The sequence below is a fragment of the Evtepia sp. genome, from assembly GCF_034090835.1.
Taxonomy (GTDB): domain Bacteria; phylum Bacillota; class Clostridia; order Oscillospirales; family Oscillospiraceae; genus Evtepia.
Map to the genome: position 1 here is coordinate 16263 of NZ_JAXDRS010000012.1, position 23946 is coordinate 40208.

The 23946-nt window shown below is 61.4% G+C and carries 25 protein-coding genes and 1 pseudogene; 18 read left to right on the forward strand and 8 right to left on the reverse strand.

From position 1 onward, the window contains the following. Positions 1–567: 567 nt before the first annotated feature. From SOR61_RS01865 to SOR61_RS01910, 10 genes are all read left to right on the forward strand, one after another. Positions 568–882, forward strand: coding sequence for a hypothetical protein (locus SOR61_RS01865; protein ID WP_320611000.1), 315 nt, complete (start codon positions 568–570; stop codon positions 880–882). After that, positions 882–2852 carry a V-type ATP synthase subunit I gene (locus tag SOR61_RS01870; RefSeq protein WP_320611001.1) on the forward strand — a complete coding sequence of 657 codons (1971 nt, stop codon included), beginning with the start codon at positions 882–884 and terminating at the stop codon, positions 2850–2852. Before SOR61_RS01865 ends, SOR61_RS01870 begins: the two co-directional genes overlap by 1 nt. Continuing rightward, positions 2849–3346: a V-type ATP synthase subunit K gene (locus SOR61_RS01875; protein WP_320611002.1), complete on the forward strand. Its 498-nt coding sequence runs from the start codon at positions 2849–2851 to the stop codon at positions 3344–3346. The genes SOR61_RS01870 and SOR61_RS01875 overlap by 4 nt, the downstream gene beginning before the upstream one ends. A 46-nt stretch (positions 3347–3392) precedes the next feature. Continuing rightward, entirely contained in the window at positions 3393–3863 is a 471-nt protein-coding gene (locus tag SOR61_RS01880) for a V-type ATP synthase subunit K (RefSeq protein WP_320611003.1), read from the forward strand. Between the two features lie 32 nt (positions 3864–3895). Then, complete coding sequence (locus SOR61_RS01885) at positions 3896–4489, forward strand: V-type ATP synthase subunit E (RefSeq protein WP_320611004.1); 594 nt, start codon at positions 3896–3898, stop codon at positions 4487–4489. 33 nt (positions 4490–4522) lie between these two features. After that, positions 4523–5524 (forward strand): V-type ATPase subunit, encoded by a 1002-nt coding sequence (locus SOR61_RS01890; RefSeq protein ID WP_320611005.1) that lies wholly within the window; start codon positions 4523–4525, stop codon positions 5522–5524. After that, complete coding sequence (locus SOR61_RS01895; protein ID WP_320611006.1) at positions 5517–5825, forward strand: V-type ATP synthase subunit F; 309 nt, start codon at positions 5517–5519, stop codon at positions 5823–5825. Before SOR61_RS01890 ends, SOR61_RS01895 begins: the two co-directional genes overlap by 8 nt. Before the next feature lie 69 nt (positions 5826–5894). Continuing rightward, positions 5895–7673: a V-type ATP synthase subunit A gene (locus SOR61_RS01900; RefSeq protein WP_320611007.1), complete on the forward strand. Its 1779-nt coding sequence runs from the start codon at positions 5895–5897 to the stop codon at positions 7671–7673. Further along, positions 7670–9046, forward strand: a complete 1377-nt coding sequence (locus tag SOR61_RS01905; protein ID WP_320611008.1) for a V-type ATP synthase subunit B — start codon at positions 7670–7672, stop codon at positions 9044–9046. Before SOR61_RS01900 ends, SOR61_RS01905 begins: the two co-directional genes overlap by 4 nt. A 12-nt stretch (positions 9047–9058) precedes the next feature. Further along, positions 9059–9754 (forward strand): V-type ATP synthase subunit D, encoded by a 696-nt coding sequence (locus SOR61_RS01910; RefSeq protein WP_320611009.1) that lies wholly within the window; start codon positions 9059–9061, stop codon positions 9752–9754. Positions 9755–9829: 75 nt separating this feature from the next. Here SOR61_RS01910 and SOR61_RS01915 read toward each other — a convergent pair whose 3' ends face one another. After that, positions 9830–10261 (reverse strand): potassium channel family protein, encoded by a 432-nt coding sequence (locus tag SOR61_RS01915; RefSeq protein ID WP_320611010.1) that lies wholly within the window; start codon positions 10259–10261, stop codon positions 9830–9832. 165 nt (positions 10262–10426) lie between these two features. On the opposite strand from SOR61_RS01915, the pseudogene SOR61_RS01920 reads away from it, so the two are divergent. Together SOR61_RS01920 and SOR61_RS01925 are read left to right on the forward strand one after the other, a co-directional pair. Then, a pseudogene (locus SOR61_RS01920) lies at positions 10427–10597 on the forward strand (NAD(P)-dependent oxidoreductase); the annotation flags it as partial. A 285-nt stretch (positions 10598–10882) separates the two neighbouring features. Beyond that, positions 10883–11467, forward strand: coding sequence for a dipicolinate synthase subunit B (locus SOR61_RS01925; RefSeq protein ID WP_320611052.1), 585 nt, complete (start codon positions 10883–10885; stop codon positions 11465–11467). A gap of 126 nt (positions 11468–11593) precedes the next feature. Here the strand turns inward: SOR61_RS01925 and SOR61_RS01930 are convergent, their stop codons facing one another. From SOR61_RS01930 to SOR61_RS01950, 5 genes are all read right to left on the reverse strand, one after another. Further along, positions 11594–13159: a sodium/proline symporter gene (locus SOR61_RS01930; protein WP_320611011.1), complete on the reverse strand. Its 1566-nt coding sequence runs from the start codon at positions 13157–13159 to the stop codon at positions 11594–11596. A 173-nt stretch (positions 13160–13332) separates the two neighbouring features. Next, positions 13333–13953, reverse strand: coding sequence for a TetR/AcrR family transcriptional regulator (locus SOR61_RS01935; protein WP_320611012.1), 621 nt, complete (start codon positions 13951–13953; stop codon positions 13333–13335). A gap of 12 nt (positions 13954–13965) precedes the next feature. Continuing rightward, a complete protein-coding gene (locus tag SOR61_RS01940; protein WP_320611013.1) occupies positions 13966–15114 on the reverse strand; it encodes an alanine--tRNA ligase-related protein in 1149 nt (382 codons plus the stop codon). Between the two features lie 157 nt (positions 15115–15271). Beyond that, the gene (asnA, locus tag SOR61_RS01945; RefSeq protein ID WP_320611014.1) at positions 15272–16285 is read right to left on the reverse strand and encodes an aspartate--ammonia ligase; all 1014 of its coding nucleotides are present in this window, start codon (positions 16283–16285) and stop codon (positions 15272–15274) included. Between the two features lie 41 nt (positions 16286–16326). Next, positions 16327–17811: a DUF1846 domain-containing protein gene (locus SOR61_RS01950; RefSeq protein WP_320611053.1), complete on the reverse strand. Its 1485-nt coding sequence runs from the start codon at positions 17809–17811 to the stop codon at positions 16327–16329. A 304-nt stretch (positions 17812–18115) separates the two neighbouring features. Here SOR61_RS01950 and SOR61_RS01955 point away from each other — a divergent pair, with 304 nt between their 5' ends. Genes SOR61_RS01955 through SOR61_RS01965 form a run of 3 tightly spaced genes read left to right on the forward strand, consistent with a single transcriptional unit; the run spans position 18116 to position 20248 of the window. Then, positions 18116–18871 carry an ATP-binding cassette domain-containing protein gene (locus SOR61_RS01955; protein WP_320611015.1) on the forward strand — a complete coding sequence of 252 codons (756 nt, stop codon included), beginning with the start codon at positions 18116–18118 and terminating at the stop codon, positions 18869–18871. A 2-nt stretch (positions 18872–18873) separates the two neighbouring features. Beyond that, positions 18874–19791 (forward strand): SufD family Fe-S cluster assembly protein, encoded by a 918-nt coding sequence (locus SOR61_RS01960; protein WP_320611016.1) that lies wholly within the window; start codon positions 18874–18876, stop codon positions 19789–19791. Further along, the gene (locus SOR61_RS01965) at positions 19775–20248 is read left to right on the forward strand and encodes a PaaI family thioesterase (protein ID WP_320611017.1); all 474 of its coding nucleotides are present in this window, start codon (positions 19775–19777) and stop codon (positions 20246–20248) included. The genes SOR61_RS01960 and SOR61_RS01965 overlap by 17 nt, the downstream gene beginning before the upstream one ends. 48 nt (positions 20249–20296) lie before the next feature. Here the strand turns inward: SOR61_RS01965 and SOR61_RS01970 are convergent, their stop codons facing one another. Continuing rightward, complete coding sequence (locus SOR61_RS01970) at positions 20297–20500, reverse strand: hypothetical protein (protein WP_320611018.1); 204 nt, start codon at positions 20498–20500, stop codon at positions 20297–20299. A gap of 164 nt (positions 20501–20664) precedes the next feature. Here SOR61_RS01970 and SOR61_RS01975 point away from each other — a divergent pair, with 164 nt between their 5' ends. The 3 genes from SOR61_RS01975 (at position 20665) to SOR61_RS01985 (ending at position 23534) form a co-directional block, all read left to right on the forward strand. Beyond that, positions 20665–21015 carry an Asp23/Gls24 family envelope stress response protein gene (locus SOR61_RS01975; protein ID WP_320611019.1) on the forward strand — a complete coding sequence of 117 codons (351 nt, stop codon included), beginning with the start codon at positions 20665–20667 and terminating at the stop codon, positions 21013–21015. Between the two features lie 22 nt (positions 21016–21037). Further along, positions 21038–22681, forward strand: a complete 1644-nt coding sequence (locus tag SOR61_RS01980; protein WP_320611020.1) for a DAK2 domain-containing protein — start codon at positions 21038–21040, stop codon at positions 22679–22681. 64 nt (positions 22682–22745) lie between these two features. After that, complete coding sequence (locus tag SOR61_RS01985; protein ID WP_320611021.1) at positions 22746–23534, forward strand: hypothetical protein; 789 nt, start codon at positions 22746–22748, stop codon at positions 23532–23534. Between the two features lie 102 nt (positions 23535–23636). Here the strand turns inward: SOR61_RS01985 and SOR61_RS01990 are convergent, their stop codons facing one another. Further along, entirely contained in the window at positions 23637–23894 is a 258-nt protein-coding gene (locus SOR61_RS01990) for a sporulation transcriptional regulator SpoIIID (protein WP_320611022.1), read from the reverse strand. Positions 23895–23946 lie beyond the last annotated feature (52 nt).

Genomic DNA, 23946 nt, shown 5'->3' on the forward strand with positions numbered 1-23946 from the left:
CAAGGGGAGAGAAAAACGCAGCGTTTGTTGTATTTAAAGGAAAAAGGGGGGTGGGTATCAGAAAAACCAATGGTGGGTGTGGTGGGGGTGGAACTGGCTCTGTGGGGATGATTATACATCATATAGATAGAATATGAGGCTTATTTCTTGAAAAACGGGGGGAATCTGGCGAAAGATAGTGAAGAGGTGATAATAAGAGAAGATGATAGGAATAATAAGCAAAGAATAACGAAAATGCGCAAGACAAATCTTAAAGAATCTGTTACAATAAATACAATACGTCGGAACTTCACGATGGAAAGCGCCAAAGAAAAGAGAGAAGACGCAGGAAAGAAAGGCCGGTCCTGGGGGGATCGGTCCTGGAAGAGGACCATCACATTTTCTTATGGTCCGGCTGAAGAAACGGCGCAGGAAATGAAATTTGTCTTGCAAAAATACGACGAAGGAGCAAAAAGGGCCTGGGACCTTCCCCTTGAAATCCCGGATTTCTCATGGTATATTGCAGGACAAGGAAAAAACGCCTGCTTGTGCGTTTGGGATAGAAGGAGAAGGAAAGGGGGTGTGATCATGTCTTTAGAAGGCGTAAAACGAATCGTAGAGATGGAAAAGCTCTCTCAGAAGAGAAAGGAAGAGGCTGAGCAGACCGCCAAGCGGTTGATTGCGGAAGCGGAAAAGGAAGGGTCCGGCCGCCTGGAGGTCGCCCGCTGGGAAGCGGAAATGAAAGTAAAGAAACTCATGACTGCCATTGAACAGAAGTCTGCGGAGAACGCAGCCAAGTTCCGGGCAGAGACCGACCGCCAATGCGAACAGATCAAAGAGGAAGCCCGGAAGTATCTGGACGACGCGGCGGAATTGATTGTAAGAAGGGTGGTGGCTTTCTGATGGCTATTGTAAAAATGAAGCGGCTGCGCCTGCTGGCGCTGGAGTCGGAGCGGGACGCCCTGCTGGCCCGACTGCAGCACGCCGGATGCGTGGAAGTTTTGGAGCCGGAAGGGCAGCTGAACGACCCGGAGTGGACCGCACTTCTCCATCGGGACACCACCACGCTGCTGGAAGTGAAGGCCCAGGCCTCTGTCATTCGCTCCTCTCTGGAGGCGCTGAAAAAATACGCAGAGGTCAAGTCCGGCCTCTTTGTCCAGCGGGTGCCGGTGCAGGAAGAGGACTTCTTTGCCTCCCGGGTGCTGGAGGATGCGCTGAAGACCGCCGAGTTCATTAACCAATGTACCAGGCAGCTGTCCAAGCTCCAGACCCAGGAGACCAACCTGCTCAACGGAAAGGCAGGTCTGCTGCCCTGGGCCTCTCTGGATCTTCCTCTGGAGACCCGGGAGACTGTGACCACGGTGCTTCAGCTGGGCACCTGCCCGGTGGCGGTGGAGCTCAGCACCCTGGAAGGGGAGCTGGCCCAGGCGGCCGAGCGGGCACAGCTGTATGAGGTCTCGGCGGATAAGCACCAGCGGTACCTGCTCCTGGTATGCAGCAAGGACCAGGCGGAGGACGCGGTGAAGAGCCTGCGGCCCTTTGGGTACGGCATGGCCCGTATCAAGGGGATGACCGGGACCGCCGGGGAGAACATCCGGCGGCTGGAAGAGGAACTGGCGGAAAACGCCCGGCAGCGGGAGGAACTCATCGGCCGGATCGTGGACTGCAAGGACCAGAGCAAGGCCCTGGAGATCTGTCAGGACCGGCTGGAGCAGGAGCTGCAGAAGCAGCAGGCCCGGGAAAAGGTCCTCACCGACGGGACCATGATCTTCCTGGAAGGCTGGGCTGCGGAGACCGGGCTGGAAGAACTGAAGCAGGAGCTGGCCCAGTTCGTCTGCGCCTACGACCTGTCCGACCCGGACCCGGAGGATACGCCGCCCACGCTGCTGAAAAACCGCAAGTGGATCTCCTGCATCAACATGGTCACGGAGATGTATTCTCTGCCGGTGTACCACGGGGGCATCGACCCCAACCCCCTGATCTTCGGGTTCTTCGTGGTGTTCTTTGGCTTTATGTTTGCCGACCTGGCCTACGGCATTGTCCTCTTTGCCCTGTCTCTGTACATTACGAAGAAGTACCGGCCCAAGGGGACGGTGGGCTATATGTTCCACCTGGGTCAATACTTAGGTATCTCCACCGCTGTCTTCGGCGCCCTCACCGGCGGCCTGTGCGGTGACGCGATTTATCAGTTTACCTCGGCTTTCTTTCCGGAGCATGTGATCTCCATGCCCGCCCTCATCAATCCCCTGCAAGATCCCATGACCATCATGGCCATTGCTTTGGGGATGGGCGTCATCCATATGCTGTTTGGCCAGTGCGTCCACATCTATATGGAGATCCGGGACGGCCGCCCGGCGGAAGGCTTCCTGGACGTGGTCCCCTGGTGGATCGTCTTTGCGGGCATCGCCGTGGCCTACTTCAAGGGTACGCCCATGGTGATCGGTCTGGGCTTCCTGGCCCTGCTGCTCACCCAGGGGCGGCATAAAAAGGGCATCGTCGGGAAACTCTTCGGCGGTCTGGCCAGCTGGTATGACATCACAAGCTGGCTGGGAGATATCCTCTCCTACTGCCGTCTGATGGCCCTGATGCTGGCCACCTCGGTCATCTCCCAGGTGTTCAACATCCTGGCGACTCTGCCCGGCAAGGGCCTGCCGAAAGTGGTGGGGATCCTCATTTTCCTGCTGATCTTCTTCATCGGCAACGCCTTTAATATGGGCATCAACATCATCGGTACCTACGTCCACGCAGCCCGTCTGCAGTATCTGGAGTTCTTCAGCAAGTTCTATAAGGAGGGCGGCGTGCCCTTCCGGCCCCTGAAGTACAACACCAAGTTCGTGGACGTGACCACACAGAGCGGGGAGGTGGTGGAATGACTACGTTCCTCCAGTCGCTGCCGATTACCGGCGTGTCTGTGGCCCTGCTGGGGGCCGCTCTGGCGGTGGCCCTGCCCTGTTCCGGTTCTGCGACCGGCGTGGGCACGGTGGGCCGCGCGGGGGCCGGCGTTCTGTCGGTGGACCCAGGGAAGTTCTCCCGGGTGCTCATCATGCAGATCCTGCCGGGCACCCAGGGCCTGTACGGCCTGGTCATCTGGTTCTTTGCCCTGACCAAGCTGGGGTTCTTCTCCGGCCAGATGGCGGCGATCACCATGACCGAGGGGCTCAAGTTCTTCGGCGCCTGTATGCCTGTGGCCATCGGCGGCCTCATCTTCGGCATCATTCAGGGGCGCATCTGCGCCGGCGGTCTGTCGCTGGTGGCGAAGAAGCCCAACGACTTGAGCCGGTCCATCATTCTGGCGATTATGATGGAGTTTTATGCCATTTTGGCGCTGCTGGCATCCTTCCTGATGCTCAACAGCTTTCAGTTTTAACCAAAGAGAGGATAGGCTCTCTCCCACATGAATAGGAGGAATCATCATGGAGACAATCGGAATCGCATTGGCGTTTATTGGTGCGGCCCTGGCAGTCGGGCTGGCCTGCTCTGGCTCTGCCCGCGGCGTGGGCAGCGTAGGTGAACTGGGTGCTGGTGTGCTGGCCAACGACCCGGGCAAGTTTTCTCAGATCCTGATCCTGCAAATCATCCCCGGTACCCAGGGCCTGTACGGTCTGGTGGCCTGGTTCTTCGCCCTTATGAAGCTGGGCTTCTTCGCCGGCGAGCTGCGGATGCTCACCGCTGGCGAAGGCCTCATGTTCCTGGCAGCCTGCCTGCCCATGGCCATCGGCGGCCTGCTCTCCGCCATCGCCCAGGGCCGCTGCGCCGCAGCTGGTGTGTCTCTGGTTGCCAAGCGCTCGGAAGAGCTGTCCAAGGCCATCATCATGGCCATCATGGTGGAGTTCTACGCCATTCTGTGCCTGCTGGCATCCTTCCTGATGCTCAACAGCCTGTAAGACAGTCTTAATCGGAAAAGGAGGGCGAGGGAATGAACGGGATTGAAAAGATCACCGACCGCATTGCCCAGGATACCCAGGCAGAAGTAGAAGCATGTATTGCCCGGGGCCAGGAGGAAGCCAGCCGGATCCTCTCTGACTACGCATCCCGCGCCCAGCGGGAGCGGGATGAGATCCTGGCAAAGGGACGGCGGGACCGGGAAGAGCGGCAGGCACGTCTGGACAGTATGGCCCAGATGGAGCTGCGCAAGAGTATCCTGGCCGCCAAGCAGGATGTGGTCAGCCAGGCCTTTGACCTGGCGCTGAAGAAGCTATGTGCGCTGCCGGAGGAGGAGATGGTTCCTCTGCTGGCCCGGCTGGCGGCCGACTCGGCCGTCACCGGCACCGAGCAGCTTGTGATGAACCCGGCCCAGCGGGAGGCCTATGGCCAGAAGGTGGTGGACGCAGCCAATTCCCTTCTGGAAAACGGCCGTCTCACCCTGGGGCCGGGCAACGAAGAGATCGAAGGGGGGCTGCTGCTGCGCAGCGGCTCCGTGGACGTAAACTGCACCTTTGAGATGCTGGTGCGTCTGCACCGAAGCAAAACCAGCGGAGAAGTAGCCCAGGTGCTCTTTCCCCGGGGCTGACCGCAGGACGGGTGCAGGAAAGGGGGAAGAACCATGACAGGAAAGATACGGGATACGGACTACCTGTTTTTGACCACCCGGGTCCGGTCCCTGGAGTGCAGTCTCCTGGACCAGAACCAGATGGAGCAGATGCTGGAGTCCGCCTCGGTGGAGGACGCAGCCCGCATCCTCACCGACTGCGGCTATCCTGAGCTGGAGAAGGTGAACGGCGATACCGTGAGCCGGATGCTCATTGAGGAGCAGGAGCGGATGCTCCAGGACGTGGGACAGTTCGTCCCCGACCCGGCGCTGCTGGCCGTGTTCCAGATGAAGCACGACTACCACAACGTGAAGGTCCTGCTGAAAGCAGAGGCCATGGGCACCGAGGCAGACTACCTTATGGTGGGCGGCGGCCGGGTGGACCGGGATGTGCTGTCGGCAGCGGTCCAGAGCGGAGACTTCCGCAACCTTCCTCCTCTGCTGGGGGAAGCAGTGGAACAGGCCCGGCAGACCCTCTCTGCCAGCCGGGACCCGCAGCTGGGTGACTTTGTGCTGGACGAGTTCTACTTCCGGGAGATGATGGCCTTGGCCGATGGGATGGGGTCCCGCTTCCTGGAGGGCTACGTCCAGCGGACCATCGACCTGGCCAACCTGCGCACGGTGGTGCGGGTCCAGCGGATGGGCAGAGGCAGCGAGTTTCTGGAGGGCATCCTCTTTGCAGGCGGCACCATGGAGACCGGGCGCATCCTCAGCGCAGTGAACGCCGGGGCCATGCTGGAAGAGCTGTACGCATCCACGCCCCTGCAAAAGGCGGCGGAAGCCGGCGCAGCTGCCATCCGAGGAGAGATCCTGACGCTGTTTGAAAAGCTGTGCGACGAGGCGGTGCTGGACTATGCGCGCCAGGCCCAGTTCGTGGGCTTCGGCGAGGCGCCGGTGATCGCCTATCTGGCCGCCAAAGAGGCGGAGATCACCGCCGTTCGGATCATCATGACAGGCCGTCTGGCGGGGCTGCCCACCGACGTGATCCGGGAAAGGATGCGTGAGGCATATGTATAAGATCGCTGTGGTGGGGGACCGGGACAGCGTGCTGGGGTTCAAGACCCTGGGGCTGGAGGTCCATCCCGCCGAGACGCCGGAGCAGGCCCGGAAGATCATCCGCCGCCTGGCGGAGGAGAACTGTGCGGTGATCTATCTCACCGAGCAGATGGGCGCCCAGCTGGGGGATGTGCTGGATCACTACAAGGATCAGGTCACCCCGGCCATTATTCTGATCCCCGGCAAGGAGGGGTCCCTGGGTATAGGGATGAAGAACATCACCTCCGCCGTGGAGCGTGCCGTGGGCGCAGATATTTTATAAGGAATTTGACACAGGCGCAGGCCGGAGACCGGCCGTGCGCCCTGGTTTGAAAGAAGGGAATCGATACCTATGAGCAACGGCAGAGTTGTGAAAGTTTCCGGCCCGCTGGTGGTGGCCACCGGCCTGGCCGAGGCGAACATGGCCGACGTGGTCCGGGTGGGTGAGCAGCGGCTCATCGGCGAAGTGCTGACCATGACCGGAGATTCCGCCTCCATCCAGGTCTACGAGGAGACCTCCGGCCTGGGCCCCGGCGCTGTGGTGGAGACCACCGGCGCCCCCCTGTCCGTGGAGCTGGGCCCCGGCCTCATCGAGATGATCTATGACGGCATCCAGCGCCCCCTGCAGGAGATCGCAGACCTCACCGGGTCCAACAACCTCCCCAGAGGCGTGGAAGTCCCCGCCTTGAACCGGGAGAAGAAGTGGGAGTTTACCGCCACCGTGACCCCCGGCACCCAGGTGACAGGCGGCGACGTGATCGGTACCGTCCGGGAGACCCCCTCTGTGCTCCATAAGATCATGGTGCCTGTGGGGATGAAGGGGACCATCCGGACCATAAAGTCCGGTACCTATACCGTCACCGAGACCGTGGCTACCCTGGAGACGGAAAAGGGAGAGGAAAAGCCCCTCACCCTCATGCAGAAGTGGCCTGTTCGGGTAGGCCGGCCCTATCAGAAGAAATTCGCCCCCGTGACCCCCTTGCAGTCGGGTCAGCGGATCATTGACACCATGTTCCCCCTGGCCAAGGGCGGCACGGCCGCCGTGCCCGGCCCCTTCGGCTCCGGCAAGACGGTGGTGCAGCACGCATTGGCCAAGTGGTCTGACGTGGACGTGGTGGTCTACATCGGCTGCGGCGAGCGCGGCAACGAGATGACCGACGTTCTGCGGGAGTTCCCCGAACTCATCGACCCCAGAACCGGCGAGTCCCTTATGAAGCGGACCGTGCTCATCGCCAACACTTCTGACATGCCCGTGGCCGCCCGTGAGGCCTCCGTGTATACCGGCATCACCATTGCGGAGTACTTCCGTGACATGGGCTACGACGTGGCAGTCATCGCAGACTCTACCTCCCGCTGGGCCGAGGCCCTGCGTGAGATGTCCGGCCGTCTGGAAGAGATGCCCGGCGAGGAAGGCTACCCTGCTTACCTGGCCTCCCGCCTGTCTCAGTTCTACGAGCGTGCCGGCGTGATCCAATGTATGGGTTCCGACGAGCGTCGGGGCTCCCTCACCGCCGTTGGGGCCGTGTCCCCTCCCGGCGGCGACCTGTCCGAGCCGGTCTCCCAGGGCACCATGCGGATCGTCAAGGTCTTCTGGGCTCTGGACTCCGCCCTGGCCTATGCCCGCCACTTCCCGGCGGTGAACTGGCTCAATTCCTACTCCCTGTACCTGGACTCCCTGAAGCCCTGGTTTGACGAGCATCTGGGCAACCATTTCTTCCATAACCGCACCCGGGCCATGAGCCTGCTGCAGCAGGAGTCCAACCTCAACGAGATCGTGCAGCTGGTGGGTAAGGACGGCCTGGCCCCCGGTGACCAGCTCACCCTGGAGACCGCCAAGATGATCCGGGAGGACTTCCTCCAGCAGAACGCCTTTGTGGACGTGGACTCCTTCTCCAGCTATGACCGGCAGTCCAAGCTCATGCAGATCATCCTGGACTACGACAAACTCTGCCGGGCAGCCCTGGAAAGAGGCGCCCAGCCCTATGACCTGTTTGCCATCCCCTCCCGGGCTGCCATCGGCCGGGCCAAGAGCGTGCCGGAGGACCAGTACGCCCGGGCCTATGAGCTCATCGCCACACAGATGGAAAAAGAGATCGCCGAACTGGCAGAGAAAGGAGGCGACGCCCAATGATGAAGGAATATCGTACCATCGCGGAAATTTCCGGCCCTCTGATGGTGGTCCGTCAGGTGGAGGGCGCAACCTTTGACGAGCTGACCGAGATCGAGCTGGCCGACGGTTCCATCCGCCGGGGCAAGGTGCTGGAAGTCAACGGCGACAGCGCCGTGGTCCAGCTCTTCGAGGCCAACGCCGGCATCAACCTGGCCAACTCCAAGGTCCGCTTCCTGGGCCACCCCCTGCAGCTGGCCGTCTCCAAGGATATGCTGGGCCGGGTCTTTAACGGCATGGGCCAGCCCATCGACGGCGGCCCCGATATTCTGGCAGAGGAGTTCCGGGACATCAACGGCCTGGCCATGAACCCCGCTGCTCGAGCCTACCCCAACGAGTTTATCCAGACGGGCATCTCCTCCATTGACGGCCTGAATACCCTGGTCCGTGGTCAGAAGCTGCCCATCTTCTCCGGGTCCGGCCTGCCCCACGCAGCCCTGGCCGCCCAGATCGCCCGGCAGGCCAAGGTGCTGGACGGCGAGTCCAACTTCGCCGTGGTCTTTGCCGCCATCGGCATCACCTTCGAGGAAGCCAACTACTTCGTGGAAGAGTTCCGCCGTACCGGCGCCATCGACCGTACGGTCCTCTTCACCAACCTGGCCAACGACCCTGCCGTAGAGCGTATCGCCACCCCCCGTATGGCCCTCACCGCAGCAGAGTACCTGGCCTTTCACCAGAACATGCACGTGCTGGTCATCCTGACCGACATCACCAACTATGCGGAGGCCCTTCGTGAGATCTCCGCTGCCAAGAAGGAAGTGCCCGGCCGCCGCGGCTACCCCGGCTACCTGTACACCGACTTGGCCACCATGTATGAGCGGGCCGGCCGTCAGCTGGGCAAGGATGGTTCCATCACCATGATCCCCATCCTCACCATGCCCGAGGACGACAAGACCCACCCCATCCCCGACCTGACCGGCTACATCACCGAGGGACAGATCATTCTCTCCCGTGAGCTGCACCGGGCGGGCATCCAGCCGCCGGTGGACGTGCTGCCCTCCCTGTCCCGTCTGAAGGACAAGGGCATCGGCGAGGGCAAGACCCGAGAGGACCACTCCGGTACCATGAACCAGCTCTTTGCCGCCTATTCCGCCGGCAAGCAGGCCAAGGAACTGATGTCCATCCTGGGCGAGGCCACCCTGACCCCCACGGACCTGCTGTACGCCAAGTTCGCCGAGGAGTTTGAGAAGAAGTACGTCTCCCAGGGTTTTGACGAGAACCGCTCCATTCAGGAGACCCTGGACATCGGCTGGGAGCTGCTGTCCATCCTGCCGGAGACCGAGTTGAAGCGAATCAAACCGGAGTATATTGAGAAGTATCTCCCCCGGAAACAGTAAGGAGGTGGACGTATGGCTTCTGCCACTGTCAATGCCACCCGAATGGAATTGACCCGGATCAAGGGACGGCTGAAAACTGCGGTCCGGGGCCATAAGCTGCTGAAGGATAAGCGGGACGAACTCATGAAGCAGTTCCTGGAAGTGATCCAGGAGAACCGCGCCCTGCGCCGCCGGGTGGAGGAGGGGCTCCAGCGGGCCCACGGCTCCTTTACCGTGGCCGCGGCGCTCATGTCCCCGGAGGTCTTGGAGCAGGCCCTGCTGTATCCCAAGCAGAGCGTGGAGCTGGAGATGGGCTTTCGGAACATCATGTCGGTGAACGTGCCGGTATACGAGTTCAAGACCCAGAACCGGGAGGGGGGCGACATCTACCCCTACGGCTTCGCCACCACGTCCTGCGAGCTGGACGGGGCGGTGGAGGCGCTGTCCTCGGTCTTTCAGGATATGCTGAAGCTGGCCCAGATCGAAAAGGCCTCCCAGCTGCTGGCGGAGGAGATCGAAAAGACCCGCCGCCGGGTCAACGCCCTGGAGTACGTGATGATCCCCCGGATGCAGGAGAGCATCAAGTACATTACCATGAAGCTGGAAGAAAACGAGCGGAACAACATCATCCGCCTCATGAAGGTGAAGGATATGCTCCTGGCCGAGGCCATGGAGGAGAACCGCCGGAGAGACCAGCAGGCGCTGGAAGAGAGCCGGGGAACGACCTGAGAATCAAAATGAAAAAACGCAAGGGACCCTTTAAATGGGTCCCTTGCGTTTTTTTGTCTGTGAGAGCCGGGCGGTTTACTTGAGCCAACCGGTCCGGTCCAGCTTGCGGACCCGCTCCTGGATCTGCTCCAGTTCTTCCGGAGAGAGCTCGGTCAGGTGGGTCAGTTTGTCCAGAAAGAGGGTGATGGTCTCCTTCTCCCGCCGGGCCAGGACCTCCTGATAGTGGCTGACCACCACGCCGGTCACCAGAGCCAGCAGCACCAGATGATAGAGGGTCATAAAGGACACGATGAGACGGCCGACAGTGGTGACGGCGGAGATATCGCCATAGCCGATGGTGGTGCAGGAGACGAAGAGGAACCAGAGGGCGTCCCCGAAGGACTGCACGTCGGGTTCCACCCGCAGCAGGACCGCAGAAAAGAGAAGGAACGCAAGGAGAAAGAAAAAGATCGCCTTCTCCAGCTTGCACCGACGGACCACAGCCCAAAATAGTCTGAAATTCTTCATGGCTTTGCTCACCTCATCCGTTGGGCAGCGGGGAAAGGCAGGCTGCCCTGGGTTTCCTCTTACTATACCATAAAGGGACGGAAGGGCCAAGGGTCCTGTTCTCCCTCCCTTGTCGGTCCCATGGCTGCGGCGGTGCCCACCGCAGAAGGGGCCGTGCAAGTGGCCATGGAGGAACTGCCCTTTACCCTGCACAGCGCTCGGGTGCTCATCCTGGGGTTTGGCCGGGTGGGGAAGCTGACCGCCCACCGGATGCAGGCCCTGGGGGCCCGGGTGATGGTGTCGGCCCAACGCTATGAGGACCTGGCCTGGGCGGCGGCTTACGGCTGCGAGACTGTCCGGCTGGAGAAGCTGTCCTGGGAGCTGGGGGGCTTTGACCTCATTGTGAATACCATCCCGGCGGTGGTGCTGGACGGGAAGAAGCTGCGCTGGGTGAACCCCGGTGCCTTCCTGCTGGACCTGGCCTCCGCTCCGGGGGGGGATCGACCGGGCGGCAGCCAAGGAGTTGGGGCTACGGGTGCTGCAAGCCCCGGGCCTGCCGGGCCGGACCGCGCCGGTGACGGCGGCGGCAGCCATCCGGGACGCTGTGTACCACATCCTTTGGGAAAGGGAGGAGTGAGGACCATGGAGCAAGCGCGGGTAGGATTCGCCCTGACCGGGTCATTCTGCACCGTGGAGAAGGCCCTGGGGGCCCTGGCAGATCTGCGGGAGCAGTATCCCAATCTGTACCCCATCCTGTCAGAGACCACAGCCTGCACGGACACCCGGTTTGGCCGGGCGGCAGACCTGCGGGAAACGCTGGCAGATCTGTGCGGCCGCCGGGTGGTGGAGAGCATCCGGGAGGCGGAGCCCATCGGCCCCCAGAAGCTGCTGGATGTGCTGGTGATCGCCCCCTGCACGGGCAATACCCTGGCCAAACTGGCCGCAGGGATCGCAGATACATCGGTCACCATGGCGGCCAAGGCCCACTTGCGCAACGGGCGGCCGGTGGTGCTGGCGGTGTCCACCAACGATGGGCTGGGCGCAGCCGCCCGAAACATTGGGGAGCTGCTGTGCCGAAAGCAGTACTATTTTGTCCCCTTCCGCCAGGATGACCCGGAGGGGAAGCCCACCTCTCTGGTGGCGGACATGGGACGGGTCACCGAGACGGTGGCCGCGGCCCTGGAGGGGCGGCAGATCCAGCCGTTGCTGCTGGGTCCGGCAGAGTAGGCCCCTGCCCCGGGCGGAAGAAGAGACACCGGTGGTTTGAAAGAAAGCAGGAAAGCACAGTCCCCCGGCTCGGACCCGAGCCGGGGGACTGCGCAATGCTGAGAAAAGAGGAGAACAGGAGTCTTTTTATTCGGGGATGGTTCTGCGGCCGGCGGGGTGGCGGCCCACCTCGTCGAACTCGTCGCAGATCTCCTTAGAGGGAGCGGGGGTGGCCAGGGAGACCACCAGGATGGCCACGCAGCCCACCACGAAGGCGGGGAGCAGCTCATAGATGGCCCAGGTGCCGCCCATGGGAGCCACCAGGTACTTCCAGATGAAGACCATGGCGCCGCCGGCGATCATACCGGCCAGGGCGCCCTGCTTGGTGGTGCGCTTCCAGAAGAGGGAGAAGAGCATGACCGGGCCGAAGGCACCGCCGAAACCGGCCCAGGCGAAGGACACGATCATAAAGACGGAGCTGTTGGGGTCCCAGGCCAGGAAGATGCCGATGATGGCAATGACGATAACGGTAGCGCGGGCGGCAAACATGGAAGCCTTGGCGCTGAGCTTGATGCCGAAGAAGTCCTGGAGCAGGTCCTGAGAGACGCCGGAGGCGGCGGTCAGGAGCTGGGAGTCTGCGGTGGACATGGTGGAGGCCAGGATGCCCGCCAGGACCAGACCGGCGATGACAGCGAAGAAGGGGCCGAACTGGCTGAGCAGCTCAGACAGACGGATGATGATGGTCTCGGACTCGGAGCTGGTAGCCAGGTAACCGATCTTGCCAGCCTTGGTGACGCTGAGACCGATGATGCCGATGAGGATAGCCACGAACATGGAGATGACCACCCAGACGGTAGCGATCCGGCGGGAAGTCTTCAGCTCGTTCTCGTTGCGGATGGCCATGAACCGCAGGAGGATGTGGGGCATACCGAAGTAGCCCAGGCCCCAGGCCAGGGTGGAGGCGATGCTCAGGCCGCTGTAGGTGGAAGCCTGACCGGCGGCAGCGTCGTAGCCCTGGGTGAGGTTCAGGTAGCCGGGCAGAGAAGCGGCGTTGGAGGAGACAATCTCCCAGCCGCCGGCCTGCTGGATGCCGAAGAAGACGATGAAGAGCAGAGCAAAGGTCATGACGATGCTCTGGATGAGGTCCGTGGTGGAAACCGCCAGGAAGCCGCCCAGCACGGTGTAGCCGATGACCACGATGGCGCCCACGATCATGGCCATGTGGTAATCCACGCCGAAGAAGCTGCTGAACAGGGTGCCGATGGCCTTAAAGCCAGAGGCGGTGTAGGGGACGAAGAAGATGAGGATCACGATGGCAGAGATGCAGGAGAGCACATGCCGCTGGTCCCGGTAGCGCTGGGAGAAGAAGCCGGGGATGGTGATGGCGCCGATCTGGGCAGAGTAACGGCGCAGCCGCTTGGCTACGATGAGCCAGTTGAGATAGGTGCCGATGGCCAGGCCGATGGCGGTCCAGCCAACCTCGGCCACGCCGGCCAGATAGGCCAGGCCGGGCAGGCCCATGAGCAGGTAGCTGCTCATATCGGAGGCTTCGGCGCTCATGGCGGTGACCACGGGACCCAGCTTCCGTCCGCCCAGATAGAACTCATGGGAGGAGGAGCCGCCGCCGGCTTTGCTGAAGTAGATGCCCACCAGCACCATGGCGATCAGGTAGACCACGATGGTCGCCACGATGCAGATCTGAGATGAGGTCATGGTTGTATCGTTCCTTCCTTTTTATGATTGCAGGCTGGCGGGGAGACCCCGCAAAAGCCCACGGTAAGACAGTGAGACTATCATACCACGACGAAAGATAGAACGCAACACAGAACGCAGTATAGACTGTAGTCTATACTGCGTTCTCAAAAAAACGAAAAAATTGTTGTGTATCAGCGGTTTCCTGCTGTGCTGTTTTTAGGGGATGGGTCAGGGAGGAAGCTGCTTAAAAATGTGGGCAAAACCTGGGCGGCGTAGTCCCGCAGGGAATATTCCCCACCCCGGAGACACCAGTCGTACATCAGGGCCCGCTCGCACAGAGCGTAGAGCTTCACCATGTCATTCACCGTCTGGGTCTGGCTCAGTTCTCCGTCCTGCTGCCCCTGGGCCATGATCCGCCGGAGCAGCCGGTAGTAGATGCGCTTATGGTCCAGGAGATGCTTTTCTCCGCTGGTCACCAGCTGGGTGGACAGCAGGCGGGCCAGCAGGTCCATGGGTACGGTGTTTTCAATGGTGAGAAAGAGCTCGCTGTTGAGGAAGAGCAGCTTGTCCATGGCGGACATGGTGGGGGCCATGGTCTCCAGCAGGGCCTCGTATTTTTCATCAAAGAGGTCGCTGAGGGTGCTGAGCAGGGCGTCCTTTCCGTCGAAGTAGTGGTAAAAGGACCCCTTGGAGGTGTGGGAGGACTCAATGATCTCCTCCACCGTGGTGTTCTCATACCCCTGCTCGTAAAAAAGTTGCCAGGCAGCGCCCACGATCTTCCCCCGGGTATTCCGGGCGTTTTTCTTTGCCATGCCGGGTCCCTCTCAGGCGAAGTAGGCTTCGATGGCGGCCCGCTGGGCAGGGAGAGAACCCTGGATCATGGTGGGCTGGCCGCCCCCCTTGCCGCCCAGGGCCTGATGCATCCCCTTGGCCTTGGCCCGGAGATCCACGGTGCGGCTGCCGATCACATACCGGTAGCCCTCCTTGTCCGAGCCGGTGAAGGCGGCGCAGACTCCACCGCACCGGGTCATACCGGTGTTCACCAGGGTGCGCAGGGTGGGGATGTCCATGCCCTCCTCGAAGAGCAGCAGGTTGCCGTCGGTCTCCGGGAGATTCCTGGTCTTTTCCCCGGCCAGGGCTACCTTGGCCTCCTTTAAGGAGAGGCTCAGGGCCTGCATCTCCTGCTGGAGCCGGTCCACCCCCTGGGCGGCGGCCTCCTGCTTCACCGACAGGGCGGCGGAGATGGCGGCTACGTTGCGCTGCTTGGTCTGGTAGTCCTCCAGAGCCATGGCGCCGGCGGCCATCCAGATGCGGATGCCGCCCCGGTGGCGCATGGTGGAGAGAAGTTTGACCACCCCGATCTCACCGGTGTGGTTCACGTGGGGGGCGCAGCAGGCGCATACGTCACAGCCGGGGATGGTGACGATGCGGACGTTTTCAGTGAGGTCCAGCTTGCTCCGGTAGTCCATGGTTTCCAGTTCGCTGGGGTCCGGATAGCGGGCCTCCACCGACCGGTTCTCCCAGATCACCTGGTTGGCCAGGGTTTCCAGCCGATCCACCTCTTCCGGGGAGAGCTCCTTGTCAAAGTCCAGAATGACCTCGTGCTCCCCCATGTGGAAGCCCACGTTGTTGCAGCCGAAGAGGCTGTGGGCGGTGCCGGAGACGATGTGCTCCCCCGAGTGGCACTGCATCCGGCGGAAGCGCAGGGGCCAGTCCAGGGTGCCGGTGACGGATTCGCCCGGGGTCAGGGGTGCATCGGTCCGGTGGAGAATGCCCTCCGGGGTCTCCTGCACGTCCAGCACCTGAGCGCTGCCCAGGGTGCCCTGGTCGGCGGGCTGGCCGCCGCCCTCGGGGAAGAAAGCGGTCTGGTCCAGAAGGACCTGCCACTGGTTCTCTCCGGCGGGAGCGCAGGAGAGGACCTGGGCGGAAAAGACGGACAGATGGCTGTCCTCGTCGTAAAGTTTCCTTGTCATTGAGAGGGTCCTGCCTTTCTCACGGGTTCTTATTTCCTTCCATCATAGCATGAAGGGGATCGGGATAGCAAGGTATATCCTGCAAGGGGAATAGGACATGAAAACACGGGTGGGACCAGAGTTTGGTCCCACCCGTGTTTGGTGGTGCAAAAGAGGATCACAGGAGAATGATGCCAGCGTCGTGGCAGGCCTGGATGGTCTCGTCGTCCCAGATGGATGCCTGGACCTCGCCGATGTGGGCCTTGCCCAGCAGGAGCATATCCAGACGGGACATGCCGATGCCGCCGCCGATGGTGAGGGGAAGCTTATCTTCCAGCAGCATTTTGTGGAAGGGCAGCTCCCGGCGGTCGTCGCAGCCGGCCAGGGTGAGCTGGCGGTCCAGAGCGGCGGAGTCCACCCGGATGCCCATAGAGGAGATCTCAAAGGCCCGGCCCAGCAGGTTGTTCCAGAGGAGGATGTCGCCGTTGAGGGTCCAGTCGTCGTAGTCGGGGGAGCGGCTGTCGTGGGGCTGGCCCGACTTGAGCTTGCCGCCGATCTGCAGCAAGAGGGTGGTGGGGTGATCCTTGACCCAGGCGTCCTCCCGCTCTTTGGCGGTGAGGTCAGGATAGAGGTCCTCCAGCTCCTGGGTGGTGACGCAGCTGAGGCTGGTATCCAGCCGGGGCAGAACGCTCAGCTGGGGGAAGACAGCGTAGAGGGTGCGCTGGGTCTCGGCCATGGCGTCCACGATGGACTGGACGGTCTGCTTCAGATAGTCCAGGGTTCGGTCTCTGGGGGCGATGACCTTTTCCCAGTCCCACTGGTCCACGTAGATGGAGTGGAGGTTGTCAGGGATCTCATCCCGGCGGATGGCGTTCATATCGGTCACCAGGCCCTCGCCCACGGGGAAGTGGTAGCGGTAGAGAGCCATGCGCTTCCACTTGGCCAGGGAGTGGACCACCTGGGCGTCCCGCTGGGCGGCGGGCACGTCAAAGGAGACGGGGCGCTCCACGCCGCTGAGGTTGTCGTTGAGGCCGGAGGAGGCCTCGACGAAGAGGGGAGCGGAGACCCGGCGCAGGTGGAGGTTCCCGCAGAGGGTATCTTCGAACACCCGCTTCAGGAGGCTGATGGCCTTCTGGGTGTCGTAGAGGTTCAGGAGAGGGGCGTAGCCGGCAGGGATGTAGGTCTTTGACATAGGGAAAACTCCTTTCGTGGGCTGTGGGGGTGGTCCCCCGATTAACCGTGGTAGAGATTGGAGGTCTGGTACTTGGGCTCGCAGGTGAGGCGGACCCCCAGGCGGCGGAAGCTGTCCTCGTCGGCCTCGGAGAGGATGACGGTGGAGTGGGCCTCGCAGCCCCGGAGCTTTTGCAGCTGCTGGACAGCCTGCTTGGCGTTGGGGTCGGTGACCGCACAGATGGACAGGGCCACCATGAGTTCGTCGATGTGGAGCCGGGGGTTTTTGTTGCCCAGCACGTTGACCTTCAAATTCTGAACGGGTTCAATAACGGAGGGAGAGATGAGCTGGACCTCATCGGGGATGCCGCCCAGGTATTTCAGGGCGTTGAGCAGCAGCGCGGAGGAGGAGCCCAGCAGGGAGGAGGTCTTGCCGGTGAGGATGGTGCCGTCGGGCATCTCCATGGCGGCGGCGGGGGCGTCGGTGCGCTGCTCCACGGCCAGGGCGGGGGTGACCACGCTGCGGCTCTCAGGGGTGAGGCCCAGCTGCTTCATGAGCAGCTCGATCTTGTACACGGCGCTGCCGTCGGAGAGGCCGCGCCGGTGGCGGCACCGCTCGGTGTAGAACCGGCGGAGGATCTCCTCCTTGGAGGCCTGGCAGACGGCGTCGTCGTCAATGATGCAGTAACCCACCATATTGACCCCCATGTCGGTGGGGGACTGGTAGGGGGAGGACCCGGAGATCCGCTGGAACATGGTCTTGAGCACGGGGAAGATCTCCACGTCCCGGTTGTAGTTTACGGTGGTGACCCCGTAGGCTTCCAGGTGGAAGGGGTCGATCATGTTCACGTCGTTGAGGTCGGCGGTGGCGGCCTCGTAGGCCAGGTTCACCGGATGGCGGAGGGGGAGGTTCCAGATGGGGAAGGTCTCATACTTGGCGTACCCGGCCTGGATGCCCCGCTTGTGCTCGTGGTAGAGCTGGCTGAGGCAGACGGCCATCTTGCCGCTGCCGGGGCCGGGGGCGGTGACCACCACCAGGGAGCGGGAGGTCTCCACGAACTCGTTGCGGCCGTAGCCCTCCTCGCTGACGATGAGGGGGATGTCGTAGGGGTAGCCTTCGATGCTGTAATGGCGGTAGACCTTAAGGCCCAGGGCTTCCAGCTGAGCCTGGAAGATCTCGGCGGCGGGCTGGCCGCTGAAGCGGGTGAGCACCACGCTGTCCACCTGGAAGCCGAAGCTGCGGAAGGCGTCAATCAGGCGGAGGGTATCGGTGCCGTAGGTGATGCCCAGGTCGCCGCGCATTTTGCTCTTTTCCAGGTCCATGGCAGAGACGGCGACCACGATCTCCACCTGTGCCTTGAGCTGCATCAGCATCCGGATTTTGGAGTCGGGGTGGAAGCCGGGCAGGACCCGGGAGGCGTGGTGGTCGTCAAAGAGCTTTCCGCCGAATTCCAGGTACAGTTTGCCGCCGAACTGGCTGATGCGGGAGCGAATATGCTCGGACTGCATCTCCAGATATTTTTCATTATCAAACCCAAGTCGTTCGATCATTCTATGCGCATCCTCTCAATTCTCTCGATTCCTCTTCATAAAACGTGCAGAAACTTTAGTAATAAAATACCAATCCTTGTATGAAAAGTCAATATCGGGAGAAAATTATTGTAGAACTTGACGAAAAAGAAGGGGGAGCGATTTGAGGTGAAAAATAGCAGGCTGTGCAAGGTGACAACAAAAAGAAGAAGGCTCTATTGCCTCAAAACAGGATTTATGGTATAATTTAACGTTCAGAAAAGGACAGAAATCCCCTGGACCATATGATATGATTACCAATAGCGACAAGGAGCTATGCGATATGCTGGAATTAAAAGGACTTACCTACCAGGTTGAGGACGCCGGCGGACAGACCGACATTCTCCGGGGCATCGACCTGACGGTTACAGACAACAAATTTGTGGTGATCACCGGCCCCAACGGGGGCGGCAAGACCACCCTGGCCAAGGCCATCATGGGCCTGGCCCGCCCCACCGGAGGCCAGATCCTCTGGAACGGCACCGACCTGACCAACCTGAGCATCACCGAGCGGGCCCAGCTGGGCGTGAGCTACGGCTTCCAGCAGCCCCCGCGGTTCAAGGGCCTGCGGGTGCGGGACCTGCTGGAGCTGGCCTCCGGCAGCCGGAAGCTGACCCGGGACGAGTGCTGTTCCTACCTCAACCGGGTGGGCCTGTGCGCTGCCGACTACGTGGACCGGGAGATGGACGCCTCCCTCTCCGGCGGCGAGATCAAGCGCATCGAGATCGCCACCATCCTGGCCCGCCCCGGCGGCCTGCTCATCTTTGACGAGCCCGAGGCAGGCATCGACCTGTGGTCCTTCGCCAAACTCACCGAGACCTTCCGGATGCTCCACGACAAGGGAGACAACACCATTGTGGTCATCTCCCACCAGGAGCGGATCATCAACCTGGCCGACGAGATCGTGATGATCTCCGGGGGCAAGGTGATCCGTCACGGCACCCGGGAGGAGATCATGCCCCACATTCTGGCAGATACCGGCGGGGTATGTCAGTTTTTGCATCCCGGCAGTGACAGCTGCCGCCAGAAGGAGGGTTGACTGTGAACAAAATTGATACCAAACTCCTGCGGGAGATCGCAGACCTGGAGGGCACCCCCAAGGGAGCGTATAACATTCGGAAAAACGGCCAGCTGGAGTCCAGAAGCTCCACGGCCAACATCGAGATCGTCACCAAAGAGGACAAGCCCGGCATTGATATCCACATTAAGCCCGGCACCAAAAACCAGTCGGTGCACATCCCCGTCATCATCACCGAGTCCGGCCTGGACGAGATGGTCTACAATGACTTTTTCATTGGGGAGGACTGCGACGTGGTGATCGTGGCCGGCTGCGGCATCCACAACGAAGGGGACAAGGACTCTCAGCACGACGGCATCCACACCTTTTATGTGGGGCAGAACTCCAAGGTCCAGTATGTGGAAAAGCACTACGGCCAGGGTGAGGGCACCGGCGAGCGGGTCATGAATCCCCAGACCGTGGTCTATCTGGAAAAGGGCGCCAGCATCCAGCTGGACACCGCCCAGCTGCGGGGCGTGGACTCCACCAAGCGGTACACCAAGATCGTGGTGAAGGAGGACGCCGAAGCGGTGGTGAACGAGAAGTTGCTCACCCACGGCAAGCAGAAGGCAGAGTCGGAGATGGACATCATCCTGGCCGGGGCTGGGGCCACGGGCCGGGTGATCTCCCGCTCGGTGGCCCAGGACGACTCGGAGCAGATCTTCTATCCCCGGATGATCGGCGACGACGCAGGCTTCGGCCACGTGCAGTGCGACTCCATTCTCATGGGCAAGGCCAAGATCCAGTCCATTCCCGCCATCACCGCCAACCACCCCGACGCCCAGCTCATCCACGAGGCCGCCATCGGCCGGATCGCCGGAGACCAGATCCTGAAGCTCATGACTCTGGGCCTCACGGAGGAAGAAGCGGAAGAGGAGATCCTCAATGGGTTCCTGCGTTAAACGGGGGGACTATTACATCGGGGAGGACCCCCAGCTGGGGGAGATCCGGGGCATGGACCCCTGGGGTGTGGAGAATGGCATCCACATCATTCGGATGGAGAAGGACGGAGCGGAAGGGATCATGATGATCCGGGACAGCAACCGCCAGATCTACGGGACTGTGCACGGGGGGATGCTGGTGGCCTTTGCCGACAGCGTGGCCGGACACAGCCTGCTGCCCCATGGGCTCATGTGCGTCACCCAGGGCAGCACGGTGAACTTCCTTCGCCCGGCTACGGGAGAGTATCTCTTCTGCCGGGCCACCCCTTTGAAAGTGGGCAAGCGCATCTGTGTGGTGTCCGTGGAGCAGATGAACGACCGGGACGAACTGGTGACCTCGGCGCTGTTTACCTTTGCGGTGAAAGAGCTGCGGGAGCCGGTCATCCTGCCGCCCAAGCATCCTGATCTGCACTTTTGAGCAAAAAGAAAAAGGAGCGGATGGTTCCGCTCCTTTGGAGGACGCTCCTTAGAGATCCCAGTCTTCAAACTCGTCGTCGTACTGGTCGCAGGGGCAGCTGCGGCAGAGCATTTCCTTCTTTGCCTGCACCCGGGCCCGGAAGCTGGTCAGCCAGTCGGAGATCCGCTCCATATTTGCCATGACCAGGCAGATAATGGCGGCGGTGGCCAGCACAAGCGCGGTGACTTTCAAAATAAGATTGGTGAATTTCATACAAAAACCTCCCAGACACAGTTGCGCACATTCACTGGTGTATGGTAGTATTCTACATGATATCGTGGAAAAATACAATGCGGAAGCGAATTTTTTTCACTGTTTTCTCAAGCGAAGAAGACGGCCACCTACCGGCCTGACACGGAAAGGAATGGGTACAATTTATGCGGCTTCAGAATGATAAAGGCGAAATCCAGATCAGCAGCGAGGTCTTCACCACCATCACTGGGGCGGTAGTCACCGCCTGCTTTGGCGTGAAGGGCATGGCAGCTCGGTCCAGAAAGGACGGACTGGTGCACCTGCTCCGGAGTGAATCCATGGCAAAAGGGGTGCGGGTGATCTTCCAGGAGGACGATACCGTCTCCGTCGAGCTGCACATCATCGTGGACAACGGGGTGAACCTGGCTGCGGTGAGCAGCTCCATCATGAGCGAGGTTCGGTATGCAGTGGGTAAGATGACCGGCGCCCAGGTACGCGCGGTGGATGTCTATATTGACTCCATGGAGATCGGCTGAGAGAGGAAAGGGAACGAGAATTATGGTACAGTCAGTGGACGGAGGCCTGTTGGCACGGATGCTCATCCATGCGTCTGCCTCCCTGAACGCAGAAAAACAGAAGATCAATGAACTGAATGTGTTCCCCGTGCCTGACGGGGACACTGGAACCAACATGGGCCTGACCATCGGCACCGCCGCGGCAGAGCTCCAGCAGAAGAAGCCCACCACCGTGGGCCAGGCTGCCAGCGTGTGCGCCTCTGCCATGCTCCGGGGCGCCCGGGGCAACTCCGGGGTGATCCTCTCCCTGATTTTCCGGGGCTTCTCCCGGGCTGTGAAGGAGAAGGACACCATGGACGGCATCGACCTGGCTGACGCTCTGAACGCCGGGGTGATCGCCGCCTACCGGGCGGTGATGAAGCCGGCAGAGGGCACCATGCTCACCGTTTCCCGCCTGGCCGGGGACCGGGCCGGACGGGCTGCCGAGGAGAACACGGCCTTTGAATACGTGCTGGAGTCCGCCATCGCCCGGGCGGAAGAGGCCCTGGCCGACACCATCAACCAGAATCCGGTGCTGAAAAAGGCCGGTGTGGTGGACGCCGGCGGCATGGGCTTCATCATCATCCTCAAGGGCATGATGGACGAGCTCCGCGGCCTTCCCATGCCCCAGGGCGGGGAAGAGGCAGCAGCGCCCCAGAAGAGCAAGGCAGATTTCGGCGACTTTGAGACCGGGGAGATCACCTTCGGCTACTGCACGGAGTTCATCTGCTCCCGGGACAACCAGAAGGACCCGGAGGCCCTGCGCTCCTTCCTCAACGGCCTGGGCGACAGCCTGGTGCTGGTGGAGGATGACGAGATCATCAAAGTACATGTCCACACCAATCACCCGGGCAAGGCCCTGGAAGAGGCGCTGACCTACGGCGGTCTGCTCATGGTGAAGGTGGAAAATATGCGGCAGCAGCACACGGAGCTGCTGCAGAACGGCGGCGCCCAGGAGGAAGCGGCTCCTGTGAACGCTGCCCCCGAAAAGAAGTACGGCTTTGTGGCTGTTGCGGCCGGAGAAGGTCTGGCCAAGGTCTTCCATGACCTGGGGGTAGACGGCGTCATCAGCGGCGGCCAGACCATGAACCCCTCTACGGAGGATATTCTGAAGGAGATCCAGAAGACCCCCGCAGAGATCGTCTATGTGCTGCCCAACAACAAGAATATCATCATGGCGGCCCAGCAGTGCGTGGACCTGGTGGAGGACAAGAAGGTCGTGGTCCTCCAGGCCAAGACCGTGCCCCAGGGCATCTCCGCCATGATCGCCATGAATCCCGACGGGGAAGAGGAAGAGAACACCGCCGCCATGGAGGAGGCCATGGGCATGGTCACCACCATGGAGGTGACCTACGCAGCCCGGGACTCCGAGTTTGACGGGACGGCCATCCACGAGGGGGACTATCTGGCCCTGGTGGATAACCAGCTCTTCGGTACGGAAAAGGATCTGAACCAGGTGCTGGACAAGCTGGCCCGGGAGAGCGCAGCCCGGGGCGGGGAGTTCATCAGCATCTTCTACGGCGAAGGGGTGGAGGAAGCAGACGCAGAGAAGGCCAGGGCCTTCTTTGAGGATGCCTGCCCCGATGCGGAGATCACCGTTCTGGAAGGCGGACAGCCGGTGTATCACTACCTGATCTCGGTGGAATAAGAAGAACCACAGAGTGCCCTGCGGCTGCGCCGCAGGGCACTGTTTTTTTCGGAGGTTTGTAGATATGCGGATGGTTTGGAAGAAGGGGTTCGACTCGCTGTTTTTCCTGGTGGTTGTGCTGCTTCTCATCGGAGCATTGTGCTGGTTTGCCAGCCGCCCCCGGCAGACGGCTGCGCCGGAGGAGATCCCCGAAGTCCAGGAGGAGGCGAAGGAAACTCCGCCCGAGGACGTTGCTTTGAAGACCGGAACCGTTGCCGGAAACGCTGGGGGACTCCATTTTGCCTTTTCTTTGGACAACCTGATCGCCAGCTACAACAGCGCCTATTGGAAAACCTATGGGGAGGCAGTCTTTCTTCCTCCGGCAGAGGAGTGGAGCATCACAGAGGCCCCCGGGGAAGGGGACCGGCCGGCCCAACGGGTGTACAGTGTGTCACCAGGGGGCAGCGGATGGTTCTGGCCCACCCTGTCGGTGTACATCCCGGAGGGCGGCGAAACGGCAGCACGGATTTCTCTGGACCTGGACGAGCACAGCGACACCCAGGTCAAGAACGAGTTCTATCGGGAGATGTGCCTGGAAGTCTTTGGCCTTCTGCTGCCGGATCTGCCCCAGGAGAAGCGGGGGGCCTTGTATGAGCGGCTGGACCGCCAGGCGTACCAGGACCGGTACGATACCCGCTACCTGGAGGTAGAGATCCCACGAGTGGTGTATTACCAGGGGGAGATCGGGGTGTTCCCCTTCTTTGCTCTTGGAGACTACGAGCGGATCACCCTGCTGCCGGTGGACCAGACGATTCTGGAGACCTGGAAGGCCCGGGGGACCCAGGTGATCGACCTGGAGCAGTGGCAGCCGTAATATTGGCATATAATAGAAAGAGGGCAGGGAGAGATCCCCGCCCTCTTTGGAACAGGATACAGTCCGTGGGCATGACAGCGCAATGCCTACGGACTGTTTTCTTTACCGGCGATGAAGCCGCTCATACTTTTCTTTGGTGGCGATGCCCCCGCGAATGTGGCGTTCCGCTTTGTTCAGGGCCAGAATCTCCTTCACCTGGAGGTAGAGGGGCCGGTTGAAGGCGGGAAGCCGCTGGGATAGATCCTTATGTACCGTACTCTTGCTGATGCCAAAGTGCTTGGCGGCGGCACGGACAGTGGCGCGGTTTTCTATCATGTAAAGGGCGAGGGCCTCGGCCCGCTCCTCAAGGTTTCCTTTCAATGGCACACACTCCCTATCCCGATTTGTCCCATGTATATGAGGGGAAGGGGGA

What these genes read in the sequence shown, in the direction of transcription:
- SOR61_RS01890 (WP_320611005.1), top strand. Translation starts at nt 4,523, where the DNA reads ATGACAGGAAAGATACGGGATACGGACTACCTGTTTTTGACCACCCGG.
- SOR61_RS01970 (WP_320611018.1), bottom strand. Translation starts at nt 20,500, where the DNA reads ATGAAATTCACCAATCTTATTTTGAAAGTCACCGCGCTTGTGCTGGCC.
- SOR61_RS01865 (WP_320611000.1), top strand. Translation starts at nt 568, where the DNA reads ATGTCTTTAGAAGGCGTAAAACGAATCGTAGAGATGGAAAAGCTCTCT.
- SOR61_RS01925 (WP_320611052.1), top strand. Translation starts at nt 10,883, where the DNA reads ATGGAGCAAGCGCGGGTAGGATTCGCCCTGACCGGGTCATTCTGCACC.
- SOR61_RS01895 (WP_320611006.1), top strand. Translation starts at nt 5,517, where the DNA reads ATGTATAAGATCGCTGTGGTGGGGGACCGGGACAGCGTGCTGGGGTTC.
- SOR61_RS01900 (WP_320611007.1), top strand. Translation starts at nt 5,895, where the DNA reads ATGAGCAACGGCAGAGTTGTGAAAGTTTCCGGCCCGCTGGTGGTGGCC.
- SOR61_RS01870 (WP_320611001.1), top strand. Translation starts at nt 882, where the DNA reads ATGGCTATTGTAAAAATGAAGCGGCTGCGCCTGCTGGCGCTGGAGTCG.
- SOR61_RS01915 (WP_320611010.1), bottom strand. Translation starts at nt 10,261, where the DNA reads ATGAAGAATTTCAGACTATTTTGGGCTGTGGTCCGTCGGTGCAAGCTG.
- SOR61_RS01930 (WP_320611011.1), bottom strand. Translation starts at nt 13,159, where the DNA reads ATGACCTCATCTCAGATCTGCATCGTGGCGACCATCGTGGTCTACCTG.
- SOR61_RS01985 (WP_320611021.1), top strand. Translation starts at nt 22,746, where the DNA reads ATGCGGATGGTTTGGAAGAAGGGGTTCGACTCGCTGTTTTTCCTGGTG.
- SOR61_RS01875 (WP_320611002.1), top strand. Translation starts at nt 2,849, where the DNA reads ATGACTACGTTCCTCCAGTCGCTGCCGATTACCGGCGTGTCTGTGGCC.
- SOR61_RS01910 (WP_320611009.1), top strand. Translation starts at nt 9,059, where the DNA reads ATGGCTTCTGCCACTGTCAATGCCACCCGAATGGAATTGACCCGGATC.
- SOR61_RS01935 (WP_320611012.1), bottom strand. Translation starts at nt 13,953, where the DNA reads ATGGCAAAGAAAAACGCCCGGAATACCCGGGGGAAGATCGTGGGCGCT.
- SOR61_RS01880 (WP_320611003.1), top strand. Translation starts at nt 3,393, where the DNA reads ATGGAGACAATCGGAATCGCATTGGCGTTTATTGGTGCGGCCCTGGCA.
- SOR61_RS01885 (WP_320611004.1), top strand. Translation starts at nt 3,896, where the DNA reads ATGAACGGGATTGAAAAGATCACCGACCGCATTGCCCAGGATACCCAG.
- SOR61_RS01940 (WP_320611013.1), bottom strand. Translation starts at nt 15,114, where the DNA reads ATGACAAGGAAACTTTACGACGAGGACAGCCATCTGTCCGTCTTTTCC.
- SOR61_RS01955 (WP_320611015.1), top strand. Translation starts at nt 18,116, where the DNA reads ATGCTGGAATTAAAAGGACTTACCTACCAGGTTGAGGACGCCGGCGGA.
- SOR61_RS01975 (WP_320611019.1), top strand. Translation starts at nt 20,665, where the DNA reads ATGCGGCTTCAGAATGATAAAGGCGAAATCCAGATCAGCAGCGAGGTC.
- asnA (WP_320611014.1), bottom strand. Translation starts at nt 16,285, where the DNA reads ATGTCAAAGACCTACATCCCTGCCGGCTACGCCCCTCTCCTGAACCTC.
- SOR61_RS01980 (WP_320611020.1), top strand. Translation starts at nt 21,038, where the DNA reads ATGGTACAGTCAGTGGACGGAGGCCTGTTGGCACGGATGCTCATCCAT.
- SOR61_RS01905 (WP_320611008.1), top strand. Translation starts at nt 7,670, where the DNA reads ATGATGAAGGAATATCGTACCATCGCGGAAATTTCCGGCCCTCTGATG.
- SOR61_RS01965 (WP_320611017.1), top strand. Translation starts at nt 19,775, where the DNA reads ATGGGTTCCTGCGTTAAACGGGGGGACTATTACATCGGGGAGGACCCC.